Below are 19,463 nucleotides of genomic sequence, written 5' to 3' on the forward strand. Positions count from 1 at the left end.
CTACGCCGAGGCCAGGAACTCCCGCGTCGCCCGCATGAACGCGTCGGTCTCGGTGACCATGGGCAGGTGCGCGGACTCCTCGAAGAGGTGCCACTGGGCGCCGGGGATCGCATCGACCATGGGGCGCACCGCGTCCGGCGTCATCTCGTCGAATCGTCCTGAGGTCACCAGCACCGGTAGGTCGAGGTCGCCGAGTCGGTCGGTGACGTCCCAGCCCGCCATGGTGCCGGTGAACGTCAACCCCGTGCCGACCATCGCCCGGTAAATCGCGGGGTTCAGCGCCCGCAACGCGGCGTGAACACCGGCGGGGACGTCGTCGGTGCCCATGAAGTGCAGCCGGTTGAACAGGCCGACGGCCGCCAGATAATCGGGACCGGTTGTGGTGCCAGCCGATTCGCATGCGTCGATGACGGCGCCCGCACGGCCGGGCAGCGCAGCCCTCAACTGCGCCACTCCGCGTTCGAAGTGCGGGATGCTCGCGCACGTGTTGGCCAGATGCAGGCTGGCCAGCCCGGCGGGGGCCTGCAGCGCGTAGTCGATGGCGATCCAGCCGCCTGCGGACTGGCCGAACAGATGGATCCGATCGAGCCCCAACGCGCCTCGTACGGTGTCGATCTCGTCGGCGAAGGTGGCAAGTGTCCAGAGGCCGGGGTCGTCTGGCCGGTCGGACCGGCCGCAGCCGATCTGGTCGTAGTAGATCACCTGGCGCTCGTCGGCCAGGGCATCCAGGTCGCGCAAGTAGTCGTGCGACATGCCCGGTCCACCGTGAATCACCAGCAGCGGCACCGCATCCGAATCGCCAACGATCCGGTAGTAGATCGAGCCGTGCGGACCAACGATCGCCCCGTCGCGCACGTCAGGTGCTCAGGCGGTGCACCGCGGCGTCGATCCGCTCGTCGGTGGCGGTCAGCGCCATCCGCACGTAGTCGGCACCGCGCGGTCCGTAGAACTCGCCTGGGGCAACCAGGATTCCGCGCTCCGCCAGCCACGCGACGGTCTCGCGGCACGGCTCGCCGCGGGTGGCCCACAGATACAGGCCCGCGTCGGAGTCGTCGACCGTGAAACCGGCGTCACGCACCGCGCGCAGCAGGGCGACCCGCCGGCGCCCGTAGCGTTCCTTCTGTTCCTTCTCGTGCGCGTCGTCGTCGAGCGCGGCCACCATCGCGGCCTGCACCGGCGTCGGGACCATCATCCCGGCGTGCTTGCGCACGGCCAGCAACTCGGCGACGACGGCGGGATCACCGGCCACGAAGCCTGCGCGGTAACCGGCCAACGACGACGTCTTGGACAGCGAGTGCACCGCGAGCAGGCCGGTGTGGTCGCCGTCGCAGACCGACGGATGCAGCACCGAGAGCGGCTCGGCGTCCCAGCCAAGGCCCAGATAGCACTCGTCGGAGGCGATCAGCGCGCCACGTTCACGCGCCCAGCCGACGACCTTGCGGAGGTGCTCGACGCCGAGAACCGCGCCGGTGGGGTTGCTCGGCGAGTTCAGGAACACCAGCTTCGGGGCCTGCGGACCGAGTTGGGTGAGCGAATCGGCGCGCATCACCTGCGTGCGAGCGAGCCGGGCGCCGACGTCGTAGGTCGGGTAGGCCAGTTCGGGCACCACGACGAGGTCATCGGGACCGAGCCCGAGCAGCGTGGGCAACCAGGCGATGAGTTCCTTGGTGCCGATGACGGGCAGCACGGCGTCGTCGGCGACGTCGGTGATTCCGTATCGACGCCGCAGTGCCGATGTCGCGGATGCACGCAGGGCCGCAGTGCCTGCGGTGGTTGGGTAGCCGGGCGCGCCGCTCGCGTCGGCGAGCGCTTGTCGGATGACCGGAGCTACCTCATCGACGGGCGTGCCGACCGAGAGGTCGACGATGCCGTCGGGATGCGCATTGGCCTTGGCGGTGGCGTCGGCCAGGGTGTCCCAGGGGAACACCGGCAGCGCCCCCGATACGGGCCCGGAGAGCGACCTGGCCGTCGTCAGTCCTCGCCCTGCGGCGCCAGGTCCTTCACGGCCTGCGGGTCGTTGTCGGTTTGGCCGACCTTCGATGCGCCGCCCGGCGACCCCAGCTCGCTGAAGAAGTCGGCGTTGATCTGGGTGTAGCCGCTCCACTGATCGGGGACGTCGTCCTCGTAGTAGATCGCCTCGACCGGGCAGACCGGCTCACAGGCGCCGCAGTCCACGCACTCGTCGGGGTGGATGTACAACATCCGAGCGCCCTCGTAGATGCAATCGACGGGGCATTCCTCGATGCATGCCTTGTCTTTGATGTCCACGCAAGGCTCGGCGATCGTGTACGTCACGAAGGTCTCCTCGACTCCTGATTGGGCTGGCGGCAGTGTCAGTCTGGTTGGGCTCGGTGAGAGGCCGACGCAAGTATGCGGTGTTCATACCTGCACGACTGTCTCAGTGTGCCCTAACTTCACGCGCCGCCCGTTATGGGTGCCGCGTGGTTACTGATACTAGACGTTGCACATACAAGTCGCCTAGAGGCACGCCCCTTGCGCGGGTCGACGGCGCCGGTGTGATCTGAAACAACCCCGTGACCCAACTGTGATCGTGTGCGAATCGGAAAAAACCAAGGCATGTCCGGAACACGGCCCCATCGGTGCGCGTTGAACGATTTATGGCAAACGCTTAGCTCAGCTAAGCTCAATCAAGGAGTCGAAATGAAGAAGTTGATCCTCGGCCTGGCCACAGCAGGCACCTTTGCAGCGTTGACCGTCGGATTGGCGAGCCCCGCCATGGCCGCAACGGGCACCGTCACCCCGAACCATGACGCCGTCTACAGCACGAGCGACAATGCGGCGACCTACCAGCAGGTCGATTGCTCGGTGCACGTCAACAGCGGAGGCACCAACGTCAATGTGAACTGGTGCTGACCTGAACTTCGTGGTCAAGGGGTGACCCGATGACCCGGCGGTGACCGTCGCCGACCATTCCGGTCACCCCTATGCGTCTTGATGCAGTGCAACAAGTTGCATAGGGGCGACGCGGGATCCTAAGCTGCCGTCGTGGCCCTCCCCCACGCGATCCTGGTGTCGCTGTGCGAGCAGACGGGTTCTGGCTACGAGCTGGCCCGCCGATTCGACCGGTCCATCGGCCACTTCTGGACCGCCACCCACCAGCAGATCTACCGGACCCTGCGCACCATGGAGGACGACGGCTGGGTGCACGTCACACCCGTCGTCCAGCAGGGCAGGCCGGACAAGAAGGTGTACACCGTCTCCGATGGCGGCCGCGCCGAACTGGCCCGCTGGATCGCCGAACCGCTGTCCGGCCGCGGAAGCGTTGTCGCGGACAACCGCACCCGCGATCTGGCCGTGAAGGTTCGCGGCGCCGCGTACGGCGACGTCGACGTGGTGCGCGCCCAGGCCGCGGCGCTGCGCGACGAGCGAGCCGCGCTCCTGGACACCTTCCTCGAATTGATGAAGCACCAATTCCCCGCCCCCGGTGCGCTCACCGGTAGTGCACTGCACCAGTACCTGGTGCTGCGTGGCGGCATCCGCGCCGAGGAAGGCGCCATCGACTGGCTCGACGAAGTAGCCACTGCCTTGAGGGGGGCCCAATGACCGATCCGTATCCAAACCTGTTGTCGCCGTTGGATCTCGGTTTCACGACGCTGCGCAACCGGGTGATCATGGGCTCGATGCACACCGGGCTGGAGGACCGCGCCAGCCACATCGACCGGCTGGCAGCGTATTTCGCCGAACGTGCCCGCGGCGGCGTCGGGCTCATCATCACCGGCGGGTACGCCCCCAACCGGACGGGTTGGCTACTGCCGTTCGCCGCGCAGATGGTGTCATCGGCCGAGGCGAAGCGCCACCGCCGCGTCACGTCGGCCGTGCACGACGAGGGCGGCAAGATCCTGCTGCAGGTGCTGCACGCGGGACGCTATGCCTACCACCCGTTCTCGGTCAGCGCATCGTCGATCAAGGCACCGATCAATCCGTTCCGGCCACGCGCGCTGCGGGACGTCGAGGGAACCATCGACGACTTCGTACGGTGCGCACTGCTCGCTCGCGAGGCCGGCTACGACGGCGTCGAGATCATGGGCAGCGAGGGCTACCTGCTCAACCAGTTCCTGGCACCGCGCACGAACAAGCGGAAGGACGGATGGGGCGGCACACCCGAGAAGCGGCGACGCTTTCCTGTTGAGATCGTGCGCCGCACCCGTGAAGCGGTCGGCGAGGACTTCATCATCTGCTACCGCATGTCGGTGGCGGATTACGTCGAGGGCGGCCAGAGCTGGGACGAGATCATTGCGCTGGCAACCGAAGTCGAGGCGGCCGGAGCCACCATCATCAACTCCGGCATCGGCTGGCACGAGGCACGCGTGCCCACCATCGTCACGTCGGTACCCAACAGCGCGTTCGTCGACATCAGCAACGCGGTGGCCGAGTACGTCGGGATCCCAGTGGTGGCGTCGAACCGGATCAACATGCCGCAATCCGCCGAGCAGATCCTCGCCGAGGGCCACGTTCAGTTGATCTCGATGGCGCGGCCACTGCTGTCCGACCCGAACTGGGTGAACAAGGCCAGCGCCGATGCCGCCGACGAGATCAACACCTGCATCGCGTGCAACCAGGCCTGCCTCGATCACGCATTCGTGCACAAGACGGTGTCCTGTCTGCTCAACCCGCGGGCCGGCCACGAGACCACGCTGCTGCTCGGCCCGACGCGGCGGGTGAAGCAGGTCGCGGTGGTCGGCGCGGGGCCAGCGGGATTGTCCGCCGCGGTGACGGCGGCCGAGTGTGGCCACAGCGTCACGCTGTTCGAGGCGGGAAACGCGATCGGCGGTCAATTCGACTTGGCGCGAAGGATTCCCGGCAAGGAGGAGTTCAACGAGACCATCCGCTACTACATGCGGATGCTCGACAAGCACGACGTCGAGGTGCGGCTGAGCACTCGCGCCACGGTCGACGAGCTTTCCGGTTTCGACGAGGTGGTGCTCGCGACGGGCGTCACCCCGCGACTACCCGACATCCCGGGGATCGACCATCCGATGGTGCTGTCCTACACGGAGGCCATCCTCGGCAAGCCGATCGGCAAGACGGTGGCCGTGGTCGGCGCGGGAGGCATCGGGTTCGACGTCAGCGAGTTCCTGGTCACGACGTCGGCGGAGCCGACAGACGGAATAAGGTCGCCACAACACCTCAAGGAGTGGAAGGCGGAGTGGGGGGTGGCCGACCCGCAGGAGGCACGCGGCGGGCTCACCACGCCCATTCCGTTGCCGCCTGCTCGCGAGGTCTACCTGCTGCAGCGGACCAGGGGGCCACAAGGCCGCGGGCTCGGCAAGACGTCGGGCTGGGTACACCGCGCATCGCTGAAGGCCAGGGGGGTGCAACAACTCTCGGGGGTCAACTACGAGCGCATCGACGACGATGGCCTGCACATCAGCTTCGGCTCCGACCATTCGGACGGTCGCGTTCTCGCCGTCGACAACGTGATCATCTGCGCGGGTCAGGAGTCGGTGCGCGATCTCGAAGACGGGCTCCGGCGCAACGGCATCGAGCCGCACGTCATCGGCGGCGCCGACGTCGCCGCGGAGATCGACGCCAAGCGCGCCATCCGGCAGGGCACGGAGCTGGCGGCTAGCTTCTAACTCGGCGCTTGGCTGCGCGGGTGGGTAACCCACCCTCTGCGCGAGCGTGCTCCCCGCAAGGCGGGGTACCCCAGTTTGCGGGTCGACACGCCGGAAAACTGCGGCGGTCTACGCACGCTCGCGCAGGAGCGAGGGTGCGTCAGGCCTGCTTGAGCGCCTCGATCGCCAGCGAGATGGTCACCTTGTCGCCAACCACGGCGCCACCGGTCTCGAGCGGCATGTCGATGTCGATGCCGAAGTCCTTGCGGTTCAGCACGACCGACGCGTCGAAGCCTGCGACCGCGCCATGGCCCATGCCCGGGTTGACACCGTTGAACTCCAGCGTCAGCTCAATCGGCTTCGTGACACCCTTCAGGGTGAACTGACCGTCGAGCACGTAGTTGTCGCCTGCGGAGCGCACGCCGGTCGAGACGAAGCTCGCGGTGGGGAACTTCTCGGCGTCGAGGAAGTCGGCGGCCTTCACGTGCGCGTCACGCTGCTCGTTGCCGGTGTGGAGCGAATCGATTGAAATCTCCGCACTCACCGAAGGGGTGCCGTCCTCTGCGACGACGACAGCGCCGCTGAACGCCTCGAAGTTGCCGCGAACCTTGCTCACCACGAGGTGGCGCACCGAGAAGCTGATCGACGAGTGGACAGGGTCGATGGCCCAGGTTCCGGTGCTGAGGTCGGTGGCTACTGCTGCGGTCATATCTGGTCTCCTTGACTGCGGACGCCGGTCCTTCCGGCGCCTCACCAAGTCGAAACGGACCGCAGTCCGATTTTGTTCCGATTCTAGCGACGAGTTTCTGCGAAGACTGCCGTCAGCCGGTCGATGGGCAGCCGAGGCGAGCGGTGGCCGTCCCTGCCGACCATATCGTCGTTGACCACCATCGCGTTGAGCACCGCTTCCTCGACCGCCTGCACGACGCCGGTATAGAAAGCGTCCATCCGCCCCCACGGGATGAATTTCAAAGTGCCGAACTCGTCGTCGCCGGGCGCGCCGAGCGGGAACCCGCCGTCTAGGCCTGCGGCGTCGGCGGTGGAGAACGCCAGGAAGATGTCACCGGAGAAGTGGCTGCCCGCGGTGCCGGTCCGCGCCAGTCCGAGCGGCACCCGCCGGGCCAGCGCCTTGCACTGTCCCGGCAGAAGCGGCGCGTCGGTCGCGATGACAGCGATCACCGAACCCGCGCCGGGCGGCGGGCGCAGATCCTCGGCGAACCAATCGCCGTCGAGTGGGTTGTCGTCGGCGAGCAGCGCACCGACATGTCGACCCGCGATGGTCAGTTCGCTTCGCGAGCCGAAGTTCGCCTGCACGAACGCCGCCACCGTGAACACGTGGCTGCCGTATCCGACGATCCGCGAGGCGGTGCCGTTGCCGCCCTTGTACTCGTAGCAGTTCATCCCGGTGCCGCCTCCCACCGATCCCTCCGCCACCGGACCCGGCGCGGCGGCGTCGAGCGCGGCCTCCGCGTGTTCGGGCCGCACGTGCGCGCCGTTGATGTCGTTGAGGTAGCCATCCCAAGTCTCGGCGCACACCGGCAACAACCATTGCCGCGCCTGCATCGGATGGACCCGGTTCACCCAGCTCACGACGCCGGTGTGGCACGCGCCAACGGCGTGCGTATTCGACAGCAGGATGGGCAGATTGAAGGCGCCCGCCTCTTCGATCCACGTGGTGCCGGTCATCTCGCCGTTGCCGTTGAGCGAGTACCAGCCCGCCGCGCACGCACGTCCCACCCCGTCACGTCCGCGGGGCAGGATCGCGGTGACGCCGGTGCGTACCGGCCCTCGCCCGACCTGAAGCGGGCCGACACCGTCGATGAGCGTCACGGTTCCGACTTCGATGCCCGCGACGTCGGTGATCGCGTTGAGCGGCCCCGGCTCGCCGGGAAGGGGGATCCCGAGCCCCCTGGCTCGTGGGCGTCCGTCAGTGGTGTGCGTCTGGGATGAGGTCACTCCTCTGACTAGCACGCCTGCGCGGAAATGTCCGACCGGCGGCACCGCGTCGAGTTCCGAGTCTGCCAAGCTTGAGCATCACCACCGGCATCAGGATCATTCGAACGGCAACGACGTCGATGAGTATCCCGACGGCCACTCCGACGCACGTCATCTTGACGATGACATCGGGGTCTAGGGCGAAGGCGAGAAACACCGCAACCACGACCGTGGCCGCGCTGATCACCACCGGTGATGCCGACAGGACGCCCATCTGTCGCCGCTCGACGCCGTGGCAGTCGTCGTCGATGCGCGAAAGCATGAAGACCTCGTAGTCGGTGCACATCCCGAACACGATGACGAAGATGAGGACCGCTGCCCAACTGGAAAGCGGCACGGCTCCGGGCAACCCGAGAACCTCTGCGCTCCAACCCCATTGGAAGAGGACAACTAGTACGCCGTACGTCGCCGCGATACCCAAGAACTTCATGAGCCCGGCCGCGATCGCGAGAAGTGGCGCACGGAAGGCGACGGCGAGACAGGCTGCCGCAATCCCAATGACTATGAGTATCAACACCCAGACCTGACGAACGAATCGATCGGAGACATCCGCGAAGTAGGGCGCGAGGCCGGTGACGTACATGCCGTCGGGCAGCTCAGCGCGGATTCGGCGCAGCGTGTCGGCTGTCGCCTCGGAGGCCGGCGCGGTAGTCGACTCGATGACGTAGACGACGGCCGTTCGGTCGGCGCTGTAGACGGGCGCGAGGATCGTTGCTACACCGGCGGTTTCGCGCAGATTCTCGACCGTCGTGGTCACGGATCGGAAGCTCGTCGACCTGGCGTCGACGATGAGCTTGAACGGTCCGTTCGCCCCGGGACCGAAGTTGGCGGCGATCAAGTCGTGCGCGCGGCGGACCGTGTCTGAGGTGGAGCGGCTGCCAGCGTCTCGTGGCCACGTCCGCATGTCGACAAAGGGGGCCGCGAGCAGAAGGAGCGCGAGGAACGCCGCGACACTCCAGCACAGGGGCCGTTTGACCAACTTCTCGGCCCAGCACCGCGTCCACCTCCGATGAAACGCTTCCGACTTCGTCGAGTCCGCTTGCGGCAGCCGGTGTCCTACCAATCCACACACGGCAGGTGCGACGGTGACGGTGGTCAGTACGACCTCGGCGACGACGAGGGCCGTTGCATATCCGAAGTTGGAGAACTGTGAAATCCCGACGATTCGCAGCCCCAGGAGCGACACGATCACTGTCCCCCCGGCGATGACTATCAACCGTCCGGCTGACCCGTTCGCCTCTGCGGCGGCAGTGCGCACGTCGCGGCCGAGCCGACGATATCCGCGGAAGCGCGAGAGATACAGCAAGACGTAGTCGACGCCAACGGCGAACCCGAGAATCGTCGCGATCATGGGTGCCGCGGTGCTGGTAGCGACGCCGAGACCAGTGATGACGAACATCAGTGCAAGACCCGTGCCGACGCCCAATATCTGCACGGCGGATGCGATTCCGGCAGCGACCACCGAGCCACAGACGACCACGAAGAGGCAGACGGCTGCGATGAGGGCAACGCGTTCCAGAGTGCCGCCATCGGCGGTGTAGTTCTCCGGTACTTCGCCCCCGAGTTCGATCTGCACTCCCGAACGCTGAACCGGCGCGATTGCCTGCCGCAATGCGTCTACCCCCGACGATCCGGGAATGTCATTGATCGGAACGTCGTACAGCACGTTCACCAATGCCACATCGCCGGCCTTCGACACACGCTCCGTCGACACCGCTGACACTCCGGGCATCCCCCGTAGTCGATCCCGTAGGACGGCTAGCTCGGCCGGCGCCAGCCGACCAGAAGGATTTCGGACGACCACGCGCGCTTCGGTACCGCCCGCAGCGGGCCAGCGACTCGTCAAAACCGAGTATTCAGTGGGAGTCCGGGGTGCGTTGTAATCGTCTTGCGGCCGGCCGCCCACTCCCGCCGCGAGTCCAACGATGGCGGCAACGACGATGGCCCACGTGGCGAGTACACGCCACGGATGATTCGCACACAGCCAACCAAGCCGCGTCAGTGCCAGCGTCGCCGGGCTGCGCTCAACGGACAACCCGAAGGGCCCCTTCGGCATTGGATTGATCCGCGGGCTCAAATCACCTGCGCTGTCGCACCGAGGAGGTCCTCGATGCTTTGCCGCGGACGCCCCTGCTCCCAGTGCAGGCGGTTGACCTCGTACAACTCCCGCCCCGCGGCGGCCGCTGCCGAGCGGTCCACGAGGAAGCGCCGGCACAGGTCGACGAAGTCGTCGTCGTCGTCGTGAGCCGCGAGGTTCAACAGCGGTCCGTGCGATCCGAGGGCAGGCGTGGTCGCGACCACGGGCAGGCCACGGCTCGCGGCGTCGAGCAATTTGGCTCGCACGCCTCCTCCGGTGTTGATGGGCGCGATCAGTGCGCGACAGGTGGATAGGAACTCGCCGAGGTCGGGCACGAACCCCACGTCGTGCACGCCCGGTGGGTACTGCGGGTCGCGGGCGCCCGGCTTCTTGGCGCCCGCGATCCAAAGTTCGGCTTCGGGGATGCCCGCCGAGATCCTCGGCCACAGCTCCAGCGATCTCAGGAAGGCCTCCTGGTTCGGTGGCCAGTCCCGGACGCCAAAGAACACCAATCGCGGTGCGGTCGAAGCGATGTCGAGTTGCTGCTGCGGCGGGAAGGTCAGATCGATCCAGCGCGCCGCAGGCACGCCGTGGTCGCGGTAGAACTCCGCCTCCTCGGCGTCGTAGGTTCCCACTGCGTCGGTTGCACGGGCGACGCGCAACTCGTCGCGCAGGATCCGGGGGCCCTCCCGCCGGCCCAGCCAGCCGCGAGTCGCCTTCCACACCTGGGATTCCGTGTTGATCGTGTTGATGATCAAACGCGCGTCGCCGCGTCGCGTGCTGCGCAAGAACGTCTCCGCCATGTAGCTGTGTTCAGCCACGAACACGTCGGCGTCGGACGCCTCGATGGCCGGCAGCAGAGCGTCGACGTCGAAGCGCTGGTGCACCAGGCTCCGTCGCGACCGCGCCGCCTTGAGCATCAGCCGAGCTGGAGCCACCGGGGGCTTCGGCACCTTCACCAGGTCGATGCCGGGCCCCAGGTCGTAGCGGTGCGTGCCACCCTCGGCCGCGAGGCAAATCGCCGAGACGTCGAACGCGTCGGCGGCCAGCCGCATGACCACTCGCGACGTGGCCAGGTCGCCGCCCTGTTCGCACGCGGGATCCTTGGCAAGCAGGAACGTCACCCGGGTCAGCATGCCGCCGCCCGGTGCTCGCGGTCGAGGTCGCTGCGCACCATCATCTCGACGAGTTCGGGGAACTCCACCTTCGGTTTCCAGCCGAGCACCGCGCGCGCCTTGCTCGGATCGCCGACCAGCTGGTCTACCTCGGCGGGGCGGATGAACCGCTCGTCGACGCGGACATACGGCGTCCAGTCGTCGATCCCGACGACGCCAAAGGCGAGGTCCAAGAACTCCGTGACGGGGTGCGTCTCGCCGGTGGCGATGACGTAATCGCCGGGCTCGTCCTCCTGGAGCATGAGGTACATCGCCTCGACGTAGTCCCCAGCGAAACCCCAGTCCCGCTCGGCGTGCAGGTTGCCGAGCAGCAGGTGGTCCTGCAACCCCAGGGAGATCCTGGCCACCGCCTGTGAGATCTTCCGCGTCACGAATTCCGTTCCCCGGCGCGGGGACTCGTGGTTGAACAGGATGCCGCAGTTCGCATGCAGCCCGTAGGACTCGCGGTAGTTCACGGTCATGTGGTGGCCGTAGGCCTTGGCAACTCCGTACGGCGACCGCGGCCACAACAAGGTGGTTTCGCGTTGGGGGACCTCCTGCACGCGACCGAACATCTCCGCGCTGGACGCCTGGTACATGCGGATGGGCGTGCCGGTCCGTTCCTGACACAGCCGCACGGCTTCCAACACGTTGAGAACGCCTCCGGCCGTTACCTCCGTGGTCACCCGCGGGTTTCGCCAGGAGTACTCGACGAAGGTGACCGCGCCCAGGTTGTACACCTCGTCGGGTTGGGCGACCCTCATCGCCTGGTTCAGACTGGGCAGGTCGATCAAGTCACCGCTGATCCGCCTGACGTCCGGAAGCTCGCGGCGCAGCGTGTCCTCGCGCCTGTTGCCGTGGCCGCGGACGAGCCCGAAGACGTCGTAACCCTTCTCGATCAGCAACTCGGCGAGGTACATGCCATCCTGCCCGGTGATACCCGTAATCAGCGCCGACCGGCTCACGTCGCGTCAAAATCCCTTCATATCGTCCATATCGTCACGACCACGGCCAGCACTGACGCGGCACAGCTCACAGCTAATCCATAGTTCCGTTCGCGCATCGCGCAAACCGTGTGCGGACTCATAGTGCCATCGCGAGCGCCTGCAGGCATGCTAGGGGAGCTGTGTATTTGCCATGAGCATACAGTTGATACTTTTCCAGCAGTTACGTTGGAGAATGAGTTTGCTGTCGAGCATCGGCGTACGCGGGCGGCAATTATGCGCGACGGACATCCCGATGGTTTGACGGCCCTAATTGTCGGGATCGACGATGTTCAGCAAACAAGGCGGTTCGAGCGATCGGATCGCTCGCCGAAGGCGGCCCCGACGGGGCCGAGGCCATTCGTTGGACACGCCCTAGTTCGACGCGCCCCACACCGATTCCGCGCCCGTGTGCCCGATCCGCGCGACCGTCACGATCGACGAGACGCCGACGACGAGGGCGACGATCGCGACCACCACCGTCGCTGCCGTCCGACGCTTGTCCGACCGGCCCTCGAGCCAATGCAGCACCGCGAGCGCCATTGCGACCACGAGCAGCGCGACGGAGAAGTAGATCATCCAGTCGCCACGCTCGGCGTGCTCTTGCAGGATCGGGCTGACGCGCGCCCGCTGATCCTTCAGCCACTCACCGGCATCGGTCGTGATCGGCGTGAGCACCGTCGTCCCGGCGGCAAGGGCGAGCACCAACCACACCAACCGGCGGCGAGCGGCGGGCCAGAACCCGCAGAGAATCTCCAGCGCCGCCGTCAGGGGTGCTAGCACGACGATGGCGTGAACGAGCAGGGCGTGGGCGGGCAGCCCCCAGATCGTGGTCAAGATGCTCCTCGGCTCGGCAGACGACAATCACGGTCGTCTCCCTCTATACGTGCTGAGCCTGGCAGCCGGTTCACGACGGCGGAAGATCTCTGCCGATCGGCCGGCGCGGGGGGACGCTTAGGCGGCCAGCGGCGCGTAGGTGGTGGTGCGCTGCCGGGCAGGCCTGCCGATGCCCTCGGCGATCGCGACGAGTTCAGCGACGGACTTGGCCGACCCGTTCTCCGAGCCCGCCATCCGCGAGATGGTCTCCTCCATGAGGGTGCCGCCGAGGTCGTTGGCACCGCCGTTGAGCATCACCTGGGTGCGCTCGACGCCGAGTTTCACCCAGCTGGTCTGGATGTGATCGATCCTGCCGTGCAACATGATCCGGGCCAGAGCGTGCACGGCGCGGTTGTCGCGGTGCGTCGGACCCGGCCGCGCCCCGCCGGAGAGGTAGAGCGGCGAGGACTGGTGCACGAACGGCAACGGCACGAACTCGGTGAACCCGCCCGTTTGATCCTGGATGCCGCGCAGCACCTTGAGGTGACCGACCCAGTGCTTCGGGGTGTCGACGTGGCCGTACATCATCGTCGAGCTCGACCGCAGTCCCACCTCGTGTGCGGTGGTGACGACCTCGATCCACGCCGACGTCGGAAGCTTGCCCTTGGTGAGCACCCAGCGGACCTCGTCGTCGAGGATCTCTGCGGCGGTGCCGGGGATGGAACCAAGGCCCGCCTCGCGCAGGCTGATCAGCCACTCGCGAGTCGAGATGCCGCTGCGCGTCACCCCATTGGAGATCTCCATCGGGCTGAAGGCGTGCACGTGCATCGACGGCACCCGCGCCTTTACCGCGCGCACCAGGTCGGCGTACCCCGTGACGGGAAGCTCGGGATCGATACCGCCCTGCATGCAGACCTCGGTGGCGCCGGCGACGTGCGCCTCCCAGGCACGGTCCGCGACCTCGTCGGTGGACAGCGAGAACGCATCGGCGTCGCCCTTGCGTTGGGCGAACGCGCAGAACCGGCAGCCGGTGTAGCAGATGTTGGTGAAGTTGATGTTCCGGTTCACGACGAACGTCACCTCGTCACCGACGACATCGCGGCGCAGCGAATCGGCAAGCGCGGCAACGGCGTCCAGCGCTGGGCCCTCTGCGGTCGCCAGTGCCAGGTATGCGTCGTCACTGAGGCCCGCCGGATCGTTCTCGGCCGAGCGCAGCGCTGCCAACACGTCGGTGTCGATGCGCTCGGGCGCGCGGGCGGCGAGCTCCTCCACCTTCGCCCGTATCGACTCCCAGTCGCCGAACGCGCTAGCGAGGTCGCTGCGGGTCTCGGTGAAGCGGCCCTCGGAGTCGATGGCGGTGTGTAGATCGATGCGGCCGAGCGACTCGGTGGCCTCGTCGGGCTCCTGCCAGGGTCGACCGACCGGGTTGACGTCGCGCGCCAAGCCGGTCTCCGGGTCGGCCAACGCGTCCACATGGCCCTGCACGCGCGGGTCGATCCACGCCGCACCGGCCTGCACGTACTGCGGCTGAGCGGTCAAACGTTGCACCAGGTCGTAGCCGGCTTCTGCCGTGATGGCCGCCAACTCGTCCAGCGCCGGCCAGGGCCGTTCCGGGTTGACGTGATCCGGGGTGAGCGGCGATACGCCGCCCCAGTCGTCGACGCCGGCGCCGATGAGGGCAAGGCACTCCTCGCGCGACACCAGGTTGGGCGGCGCCTGAATCCGCATCTTCGGGCCCATCACCAACCGGGTCACCGCGATGGTCGCGACGAAGTCGTCGATGCCGGTATCCGGCACCGAGGCCATCGCGGTGTGCTCCTTGGCCCGGAAGTTCTGCACGATGACTTCCTGAACGTGCCCGAACTCCTTGTGCGAGCGCCGGATCGCGTGCATGGTCTCGGCCCGCTCGACCAACGTCTCGCCGATGCCGACCAACAGGCCCGTGGTGAACGGGATGGCCAGCCGGCCTGCGTCGTCCAACGTGCGCAACCGCACCGTCGGATCCTTGTCGGGGCTGCCGTAGTGGGCCAACCCCTTCGTCTCGAACAGTCGCCGCGACGTGGTCTCCAGCATCATGCCCATCGACGGCGCGACGGGCTTGAGCCGGGACAGCTCCGACCAGCTCATCACGCCCGGATTCAGGTGCGGCAGCAGCCCGGTCTCCTCGAGCACCCGGATTGCCATCGCCCGCACGTAGTCCAGGGTCGAGTCGTAACCGCGTTCGTCGAGCCACTGACGGGCTTCGTCCCACCGATCCTCGGGCCGGTCGCCAAGGGTGAAAAGCGCTTCCTTGCAGCCCAGCTCGGCACCGCGTCGCGCCACGTCGAGAATCTCGTCGGGCTCCATGTACATGCCCTTGCCCTGGGCACGCAGCTTGCCTGGCACGGTGACGAAGGTGCAGTAGTGGCAGGTATCGCGGCACAGGTGCGTCACCGGGATGAACACCTTGCGCGAATAGGAGATGGGAAGCCGTCCGGCCGACCCCCGCCGATCCGTCGCCTCGAGGCCGGCGTCCCGCACCCGCGCAGCACTCGCACACAGGTTGGCAAGGTCGTCGCCGCGGGCAGTCATCGCGATCGCGGCCTCGTCGACGTTCAGGGCGACCCCGTCGCGCGCCCGCCGCAGAACGCGCCGCAACGCGGCGGCATTCGGCATCAGGGGCTTCGGCGGGAACACCGGGCTGGGCAGATCGGAGCCGCGCTGGGGGTTCAGAGCCACTCCCCTGTAACCCCGGCGTCGTCGAGAATCATCCGCCCGTCCCACTATCTGAAACCACAGCCGCTGGCATAGGGGTCACAGTAGTCCGAGGACGGCGACACGGTGAGTGCCATCTCCACCGTTTGGCCGGCACCCGCGTAAGTTCATCGGCGTTGGAGATGGATAGCACACCTAGGGAGTCTTGAGATGAACGTTTCCGCCCGCTCGTACGTCGCGGCCGGCATCGCCGCCTTGACGGCCGGTGTGATCGCGATCCCGACCTCCGCCTTACCACCGGCGTCACTCTCGGCATCGGTACAGAAGGAACAGGTCGCGCTCCTCGCAGCGGCCCGGTCGTTCACCGCCCCGGTCCAACCGCCAGTGGCGTTCGTCGTGCTGGCCCCACCGCACGCGGTCGCGCCGACGGCAGCGCCGAATTCGTCGCCGGGAGCGGTCGTCAACGCATCGCCGACGGCGGCGCCCGCAGCGGCACAGGCCGCGCTGGCAGGCCTCCCCGGGATCCAGAACGCGATCATCAATGCCTACAACGTGATCGATCCGTGGGTGGACTACGGCGTGAACGTGGCCCAGTACGCCGTCGGATGGATTCCGGTGGTGGGCATCTTCGCGCCACAGATCGGCATCTTCTACTACGACCTGATCGAGCCCATCGCTACGAGTGCCATCTTCAACACGGCCTACGTGCTCGGCGGCAGCATCGGACTCGTCCAGGGCATATCCAACGTGATCAACGATTCGATCAACGCGGGCATCGGGTTCGTCAACGCGGAGGTCAACTGGGCACTGAGCTTCCTTCCGCCGCTTCCGCCCATTCCGTTCGCCGCTGCGCAGGCGACGTCACTCAAGGTCGCGGCCGGGCCGACGACCCAGGCGACCACCGACACCGTCGACGAAAAACACGAGCCAGGAGTCGCCACATCCGCCGAACCATCGGCCAAACCCGCGGCCGATCCCACCGCGCCGGAAGCGCCGAAGAGCCCGACTCAACCGGCCACCGAAACCGCCACCGAACCGGCGACTCCGAAGCCGGAAGCCGAGCCAGCCACGACGAAGCCCGAAGCGGAGCCGGTCAAGAAGCCCGAGTCGACGACGACCGGTTCGTCAGGCGGCGTCGCAGCGCAGGGCGAGGTGCGCGGCGGCACTCAGAGCGCCACGGACGAGAAGACGCCCGGCGCCTCCAAGCCCGACGCATCCAAGGGCGACAAGGGCGATCGGGACGCCGCGTCAACCGCGAACAAGCCTGCCGAGTCGCCCCAGGGCACGAAGACCAGTGATGCCTCGAAGACCGGCGACGCCGACAAGACCGGGGACGCCAACAACAGCGTTGGTTCTGCGCACAGGGCGTAGAAGTTCGAGTGGCGACGGCCCTCAGCGCAGAGTGAACGGGGACGAAACGGCTTAGGCGCGGGGGTGGACGTGGCGCCAGAGCACGTAACCCGGCGGCGCCGCCCCCACCACGACGAAGATCACCGGCGCGAACTGCATGATCCCGGCGCCGCCGAAGACGATGTCACCGCCGGGCCCGCCCAGCGTCAGCGCGGCCACGGTCGCCAGCCAGGTCCACAGCGGCAACGCCGCCACCCGGGGCGCCGAGGTCCATTGCAGCGCCGCCCACACCAGGGCGGCGTTGACGAGGCCGCTGGCCAGGGCACTGATGGGAACGGGGATCGAGCCGACGTAGAGCGGAAGCAGTAAGGCCCCCAGCACCGCGGACAACACACCATCGAACGCGAGAACAGACAGGATGACGGGGCGCGCCCAGTCGGGAACGCGACTGGTCAGGTCGGCATGCTGTCGAGGAGCGCCACTAGCGAGCCGACGACCCACTGGAAGTTGTCCAGGCGGTCCTGCTGATGCTGCAGGTTCGGATCCAGGTCCGGGTCCATCGCCATCCCTCCGTCGCGCCACGTGTTGACGGGAGCCTACCGCGTCCTGCACCCGCTAACCCAGATTCAGTCCGGCGAGAAGATCGGTCTCCCAACCGCGGTCGTCGCGATCGCCTGCCGCTCCCCCGACGAGTACATAGTGTTCGGTCGCGACGATGGGCAGTGCGACGAGGTTCGACAGCGCGCAGGCCCGTCCGGCGGACTCCACGGTGACCTGCGTCGCGTGCGCCCGAAGGGCGGCCACCTTGGCGGCCCGGCTCTCGGGTGCGTCGACGACGGCGTCGATCTGGTCGTCGGCGAACCCGAACGGGAACTCGTCAGGGGGGATCAGGATCCAGTCCGCCGGGAGGTCCATCTCGGACAGTTCGCGGATGCCGGCCGCCATCGCGCTGCGAGCCACCACGGTCCAGTAGAACTTCGGCACCAGCCACGGTTCGCCCGGGTAGTCCGCCTCGGCTGCCGCGGCGACGGCGGCGGTAGTCACCTCGTAGGCGCGGATGTGGTCCGGATGGCCGTAGCCGCCGTCCGGGTCGTAGGTGACGACGACGTGGGGGCGCTGCTCCCGGATGATCGCGACCAGGGCGCCGACGGCGTCGCTGGGATCGGCGTCGACGAATCGCTGCGGTCCGCGCGGCGGTGTGCCCGCCATGCCCGAATCGCGCCAGCGGCCTGCGCCCCCAAGGTACATCGGTGCGTCCACTCCCAATTCGCGTAGGGCAGCAGATAATTCGCCGATCCGGTAGCCGCCCAGCTGGTCGGCGCCGTCGACGGCGAGCCGGGCCCACCGGTCGCCGATCACCTCGCCCTCCTCGCCCAGCGTGCACGTCACGACTCGAACGTCGGCGCCGAGCGCGGCGTAGTGCGCGATCGTGGCGCCGGTAGTCAACGTTTCGTCGTCGGGGTGTGCGTGGACGAAGAGAAATCGTGGAAGCTCCATCCGCACAAGATAGATTCACCAGGTGGCGCGGCGCACACTCGAGTACGCATGCGCCGTGTTGGTGATCGGTCTGCTCGCCGGTGTTGCGGGCGCCGCCACCACCTTGCTGCTGCATGCAGTCGAACACCTCACCTATCACTACGCCTTCGGCACCCTGCTGACCGGTGTCGGCAACAGCAGTCCGGTGCGGCGCGCAGTCGGCCCCATGCTCGGAGGCGCACTTGCCGGCTTCGGTTGGTGGATGCTGCGCCGCTCTGGGGACGTGCCGGGGCTGACGGCGACGATCGCCGAGCACCGGCCAATCCAACGGCTGCGCATGTCGATCGATGCTGGGCTGCAGGTGCTGCTGGTCGGCGCCGGCGCATCGCTGGGACGTGAGGGTGCGCCGCGCCAGCTCGCTGCGGCGTTGGGCGATCTCGCGACCTCGCGCCTGTCGCTCACCGCGCGTGACCGCGAGATTCTGCTGGCGTGCGCCGCGGGAGCTGGACTTGGCGCGGTGTACAGCGTGCCGCTCGGTGGCGCCGTCTTCGCCGCGCGCATCCTGCTGGGCACCTGGCATCCCAGGGCGGTGGGCACCGCGCTGATCACGTCGAGCCTCGCCGTCGCGGTGGCCTCTCCCGTCACCCACCTGGAGCACACACTGAGGTGGCCAGACCCGCACCTGTCCTATCTGTTCGTCATCCTGGCGGTCGCCATCGCCCCGCTTGCCGTCGCCGTGGGCCTGGTGTTCGACAAGGTGATGTCGTTGGCCAGGCCAAAGCCGCAGATCCGGTCGTGGACGCTCATTCCCGCGATCGCGTTCGCGGGGTTGGCCACCGGCATCTGCTCGATCTGGTGGCCGGAGCTTCCCGGGAACGGCCGCAGCATCCTGACGATCAGCGTTGGCGCAGGCCTGACCCTTGGCGGGGCGTCGGTCATCCTGATCCTGAAGCCGCTGCTGACCGCGCTGTTCCTGCGCACGGGCGCGGTCGGCGGCATGATCACGCCTGCGATGGCGACCGGGGCGGCCGCGGGGTCGGTGCTCGCCCTCGCCCTCAACCACGTGGCGGGGACCCACATCCAGGTCTCCGCGCTCTCGTTGACGTGTGCGGCCGGCGTGCTGGCCATCACCCAGCGGGCGCCGGCGTTCGCTGCCCTGTTCGTCTGGGAGCTCGCCCGACCGCCCTACTGGCTGCTGATCGTCTTCCTCGTGGCCGCGTTCACCGCGCACGGCATCCGGCTGCTCCGGGAGCAGCATCAGGCCGAGCGACCAGAAATCGTTAGCTAGGCAAAGAAGTCGGATTGGCCGGGGGTTTGCCTCCCGGCTTGCCGGGCTGCTGGG

Annotated in this window: 17 protein-coding genes; 5 read left to right on the forward strand and 12 right to left on the reverse strand. The window is 67.5% G+C overall.

The genetic code is table 11. The features are described from left to right. The 3 genes from HNP02_RS34350 to fdxA are packed head-to-tail and all read right to left on the reverse strand — an operon-like array spanning position 1 to position 2,295. Positions 1-855 carry a proline iminopeptidase-family hydrolase gene (locus HNP02_RS34350; RefSeq protein WP_184445142.1) on the reverse strand — a complete coding sequence of 285 codons (855 nt, stop codon included), beginning with the start codon at positions 853-855 and terminating at the stop codon, positions 1-3. Position 856: 1 nt separating this feature from the next. After that, the gene (dapC, locus tag HNP02_RS34355; RefSeq protein WP_184445334.1) at positions 857-1,975 is read right to left on the reverse strand and encodes a succinyldiaminopimelate transaminase; all 1,119 of its coding nucleotides are present in this window, start codon (positions 1,973-1,975) and stop codon (positions 857-859) included. Beyond that, a complete protein-coding gene (gene fdxA, locus HNP02_RS34360) occupies positions 1,972-2,295 on the reverse strand; it encodes a ferredoxin (RefSeq protein ID WP_184445143.1) in 324 nt (107 codons plus the stop codon). The genes dapC and fdxA overlap by 4 nt, the downstream gene beginning before the upstream one ends. Before the next feature lie 366 nt (positions 2,296-2,661). Here fdxA and HNP02_RS34365 point away from each other — a divergent pair, with 366 nt between their 5' ends. From HNP02_RS34365 to HNP02_RS34375, 3 genes are all read left to right on the forward strand, one after another. Further along, complete coding sequence (locus HNP02_RS34365; RefSeq protein WP_184445144.1) at positions 2,662-2,874, forward strand: hypothetical protein; 213 nt, start codon at positions 2,662-2,664, stop codon at positions 2,872-2,874. 132 nt (positions 2,875-3,006) lie between these two features. Then, entirely contained in the window at positions 3,007-3,564 is a 558-nt protein-coding gene (locus HNP02_RS34370; protein ID WP_184445145.1) for a PadR family transcriptional regulator, read from the forward strand. After that, positions 3,561-5,597 carry an NADPH-dependent 2,4-dienoyl-CoA reductase gene (locus tag HNP02_RS34375; RefSeq protein WP_184445146.1) on the forward strand — a complete coding sequence of 679 codons (2,037 nt, stop codon included), beginning with the start codon at positions 3,561-3,563 and terminating at the stop codon, positions 5,595-5,597. Before HNP02_RS34370 ends, HNP02_RS34375 begins: the two co-directional genes overlap by 4 nt. Positions 5,598-5,736: 139 nt before the next feature. Here HNP02_RS34375 and HNP02_RS34380 read toward each other — a convergent pair whose 3' ends face one another. From HNP02_RS34380 to HNP02_RS34410, 7 genes are all read right to left on the reverse strand, one after another. After that, the gene (locus HNP02_RS34380; protein WP_184445147.1) at positions 5,737-6,285 is read right to left on the reverse strand and encodes a YceI family protein; all 549 of its coding nucleotides are present in this window, start codon (positions 6,283-6,285) and stop codon (positions 5,737-5,739) included. An 83-nt stretch (positions 6,286-6,368) separates the two neighbouring features. Then, positions 6,369-7,532, reverse strand: coding sequence for a P1 family peptidase (locus HNP02_RS34385; protein WP_184445148.1), 1,164 nt, complete (start codon positions 7,530-7,532; stop codon positions 6,369-6,371). Continuing rightward, entirely contained in the window at positions 7,504-9,303 is a 1,800-nt protein-coding gene (locus HNP02_RS34390) for an MMPL family transporter (protein ID WP_184445149.1), read from the reverse strand. Before HNP02_RS34390 ends, HNP02_RS34385 begins: the two co-directional genes overlap by 29 nt. 341 nt (positions 9,304-9,644) lie before the next feature. Then, complete coding sequence (locus HNP02_RS34395) at positions 9,645-10,772, reverse strand: glycosyltransferase (RefSeq protein ID WP_309241798.1); 1,128 nt, start codon at positions 10,770-10,772, stop codon at positions 9,645-9,647. A 5-nt stretch (positions 10,773-10,777) separates the two neighbouring features. Beyond that, on the reverse strand, positions 10,778-11,767 hold the full coding sequence (locus tag HNP02_RS34400; RefSeq protein WP_184445150.1) for a GDP-mannose 4,6-dehydratase: 990 nt from the start codon (positions 11,765-11,767) through the stop codon (positions 10,778-10,780). A 393-nt stretch (positions 11,768-12,160) separates the two neighbouring features. Continuing rightward, positions 12,161-12,622, reverse strand: a complete 462-nt coding sequence (locus HNP02_RS34405; protein WP_184445151.1) for a DUF2231 domain-containing protein — start codon at positions 12,620-12,622, stop codon at positions 12,161-12,163. 117 nt (positions 12,623-12,739) lie between these two features. Further along, the gene (locus HNP02_RS34410; protein ID WP_184445152.1) at positions 12,740-15,319 is read right to left on the reverse strand and encodes a bifunctional FO biosynthesis protein CofGH; all 2,580 of its coding nucleotides are present in this window, start codon (positions 15,317-15,319) and stop codon (positions 12,740-12,742) included. A gap of 186 nt (positions 15,320-15,505) precedes the next feature. On the opposite strand from HNP02_RS34410, the gene HNP02_RS34415 reads away from it, so the two are divergent. After that, positions 15,506-16,666 carry a hypothetical protein gene (locus HNP02_RS34415; RefSeq protein WP_184445153.1) on the forward strand — a complete coding sequence of 387 codons (1,161 nt, stop codon included), beginning with the start codon at positions 15,506-15,508 and terminating at the stop codon, positions 16,664-16,666. A 51-nt stretch (positions 16,667-16,717) separates the two neighbouring features. Here HNP02_RS34415 and HNP02_RS34420 read toward each other — a convergent pair whose 3' ends face one another. Next, positions 16,718-17,146 (reverse strand): hypothetical protein, encoded by a 429-nt coding sequence (locus HNP02_RS34420; RefSeq protein WP_184445154.1) that lies wholly within the window; start codon positions 17,144-17,146, stop codon positions 16,718-16,720. 114 nt (positions 17,147-17,260) lie between these two features. Then, entirely contained in the window at positions 17,261-18,142 is an 882-nt protein-coding gene (gene mshB, locus HNP02_RS34425) for an N-acetyl-1-D-myo-inositol-2-amino-2-deoxy-alpha-D-glucopyranoside deacetylase (RefSeq protein WP_184445155.1), read from the reverse strand. A 22-nt stretch (positions 18,143-18,164) separates the two neighbouring features. Here mshB and HNP02_RS34430 point away from each other — a divergent pair, with 22 nt between their 5' ends. Continuing rightward, positions 18,165-19,409, forward strand: coding sequence for a chloride channel protein (locus HNP02_RS34430; RefSeq protein WP_184445156.1), 1,245 nt, complete (start codon positions 18,165-18,167; stop codon positions 19,407-19,409). The last annotated feature ends 54 nt before the right edge of the window (positions 19,410-19,463 follow it).

The sequence above is a fragment of the Mycobacterium sp. AZCC_0083 genome, assembly GCF_014202335.1.
GTDB lineage: Bacteria > Actinomycetota > Actinomycetes > Mycobacteriales > Mycobacteriaceae > Mycobacterium.

What these genes read in the sequence shown, in the direction of transcription:
- HNP02_RS34365 (WP_184445144.1), top strand. Translation starts at nt 2,662, where the DNA reads ATGAAGAAGTTGATCCTCGGCCTGGCCACAGCAGGCACCTTTGCAGCG.
- HNP02_RS34375 (WP_184445146.1), top strand. Translation starts at nt 3,561, where the DNA reads ATGACCGATCCGTATCCAAACCTGTTGTCGCCGTTGGATCTCGGTTTC.
- HNP02_RS34380 (WP_184445147.1), bottom strand. Translation starts at nt 6,285, where the DNA reads ATGACCGCAGCAGTAGCCACCGACCTCAGCACCGGAACCTGGGCCATC.
- HNP02_RS34390 (WP_184445149.1), bottom strand. Translation starts at nt 9,303, where the DNA reads ATGCCCGGAGTGTCAGCGGTGTCGACGGAGCGTGTGTCGAAGGCCGGC.
- HNP02_RS34415 (WP_184445153.1), top strand. Translation starts at nt 15,506, where the DNA reads ATGAACGTTTCCGCCCGCTCGTACGTCGCGGCCGGCATCGCCGCCTTG.
- mshB (WP_184445155.1), bottom strand. Translation starts at nt 18,142, where the DNA reads ATGGAGCTTCCACGATTTCTCTTCGTCCACGCACACCCCGACGACGAA.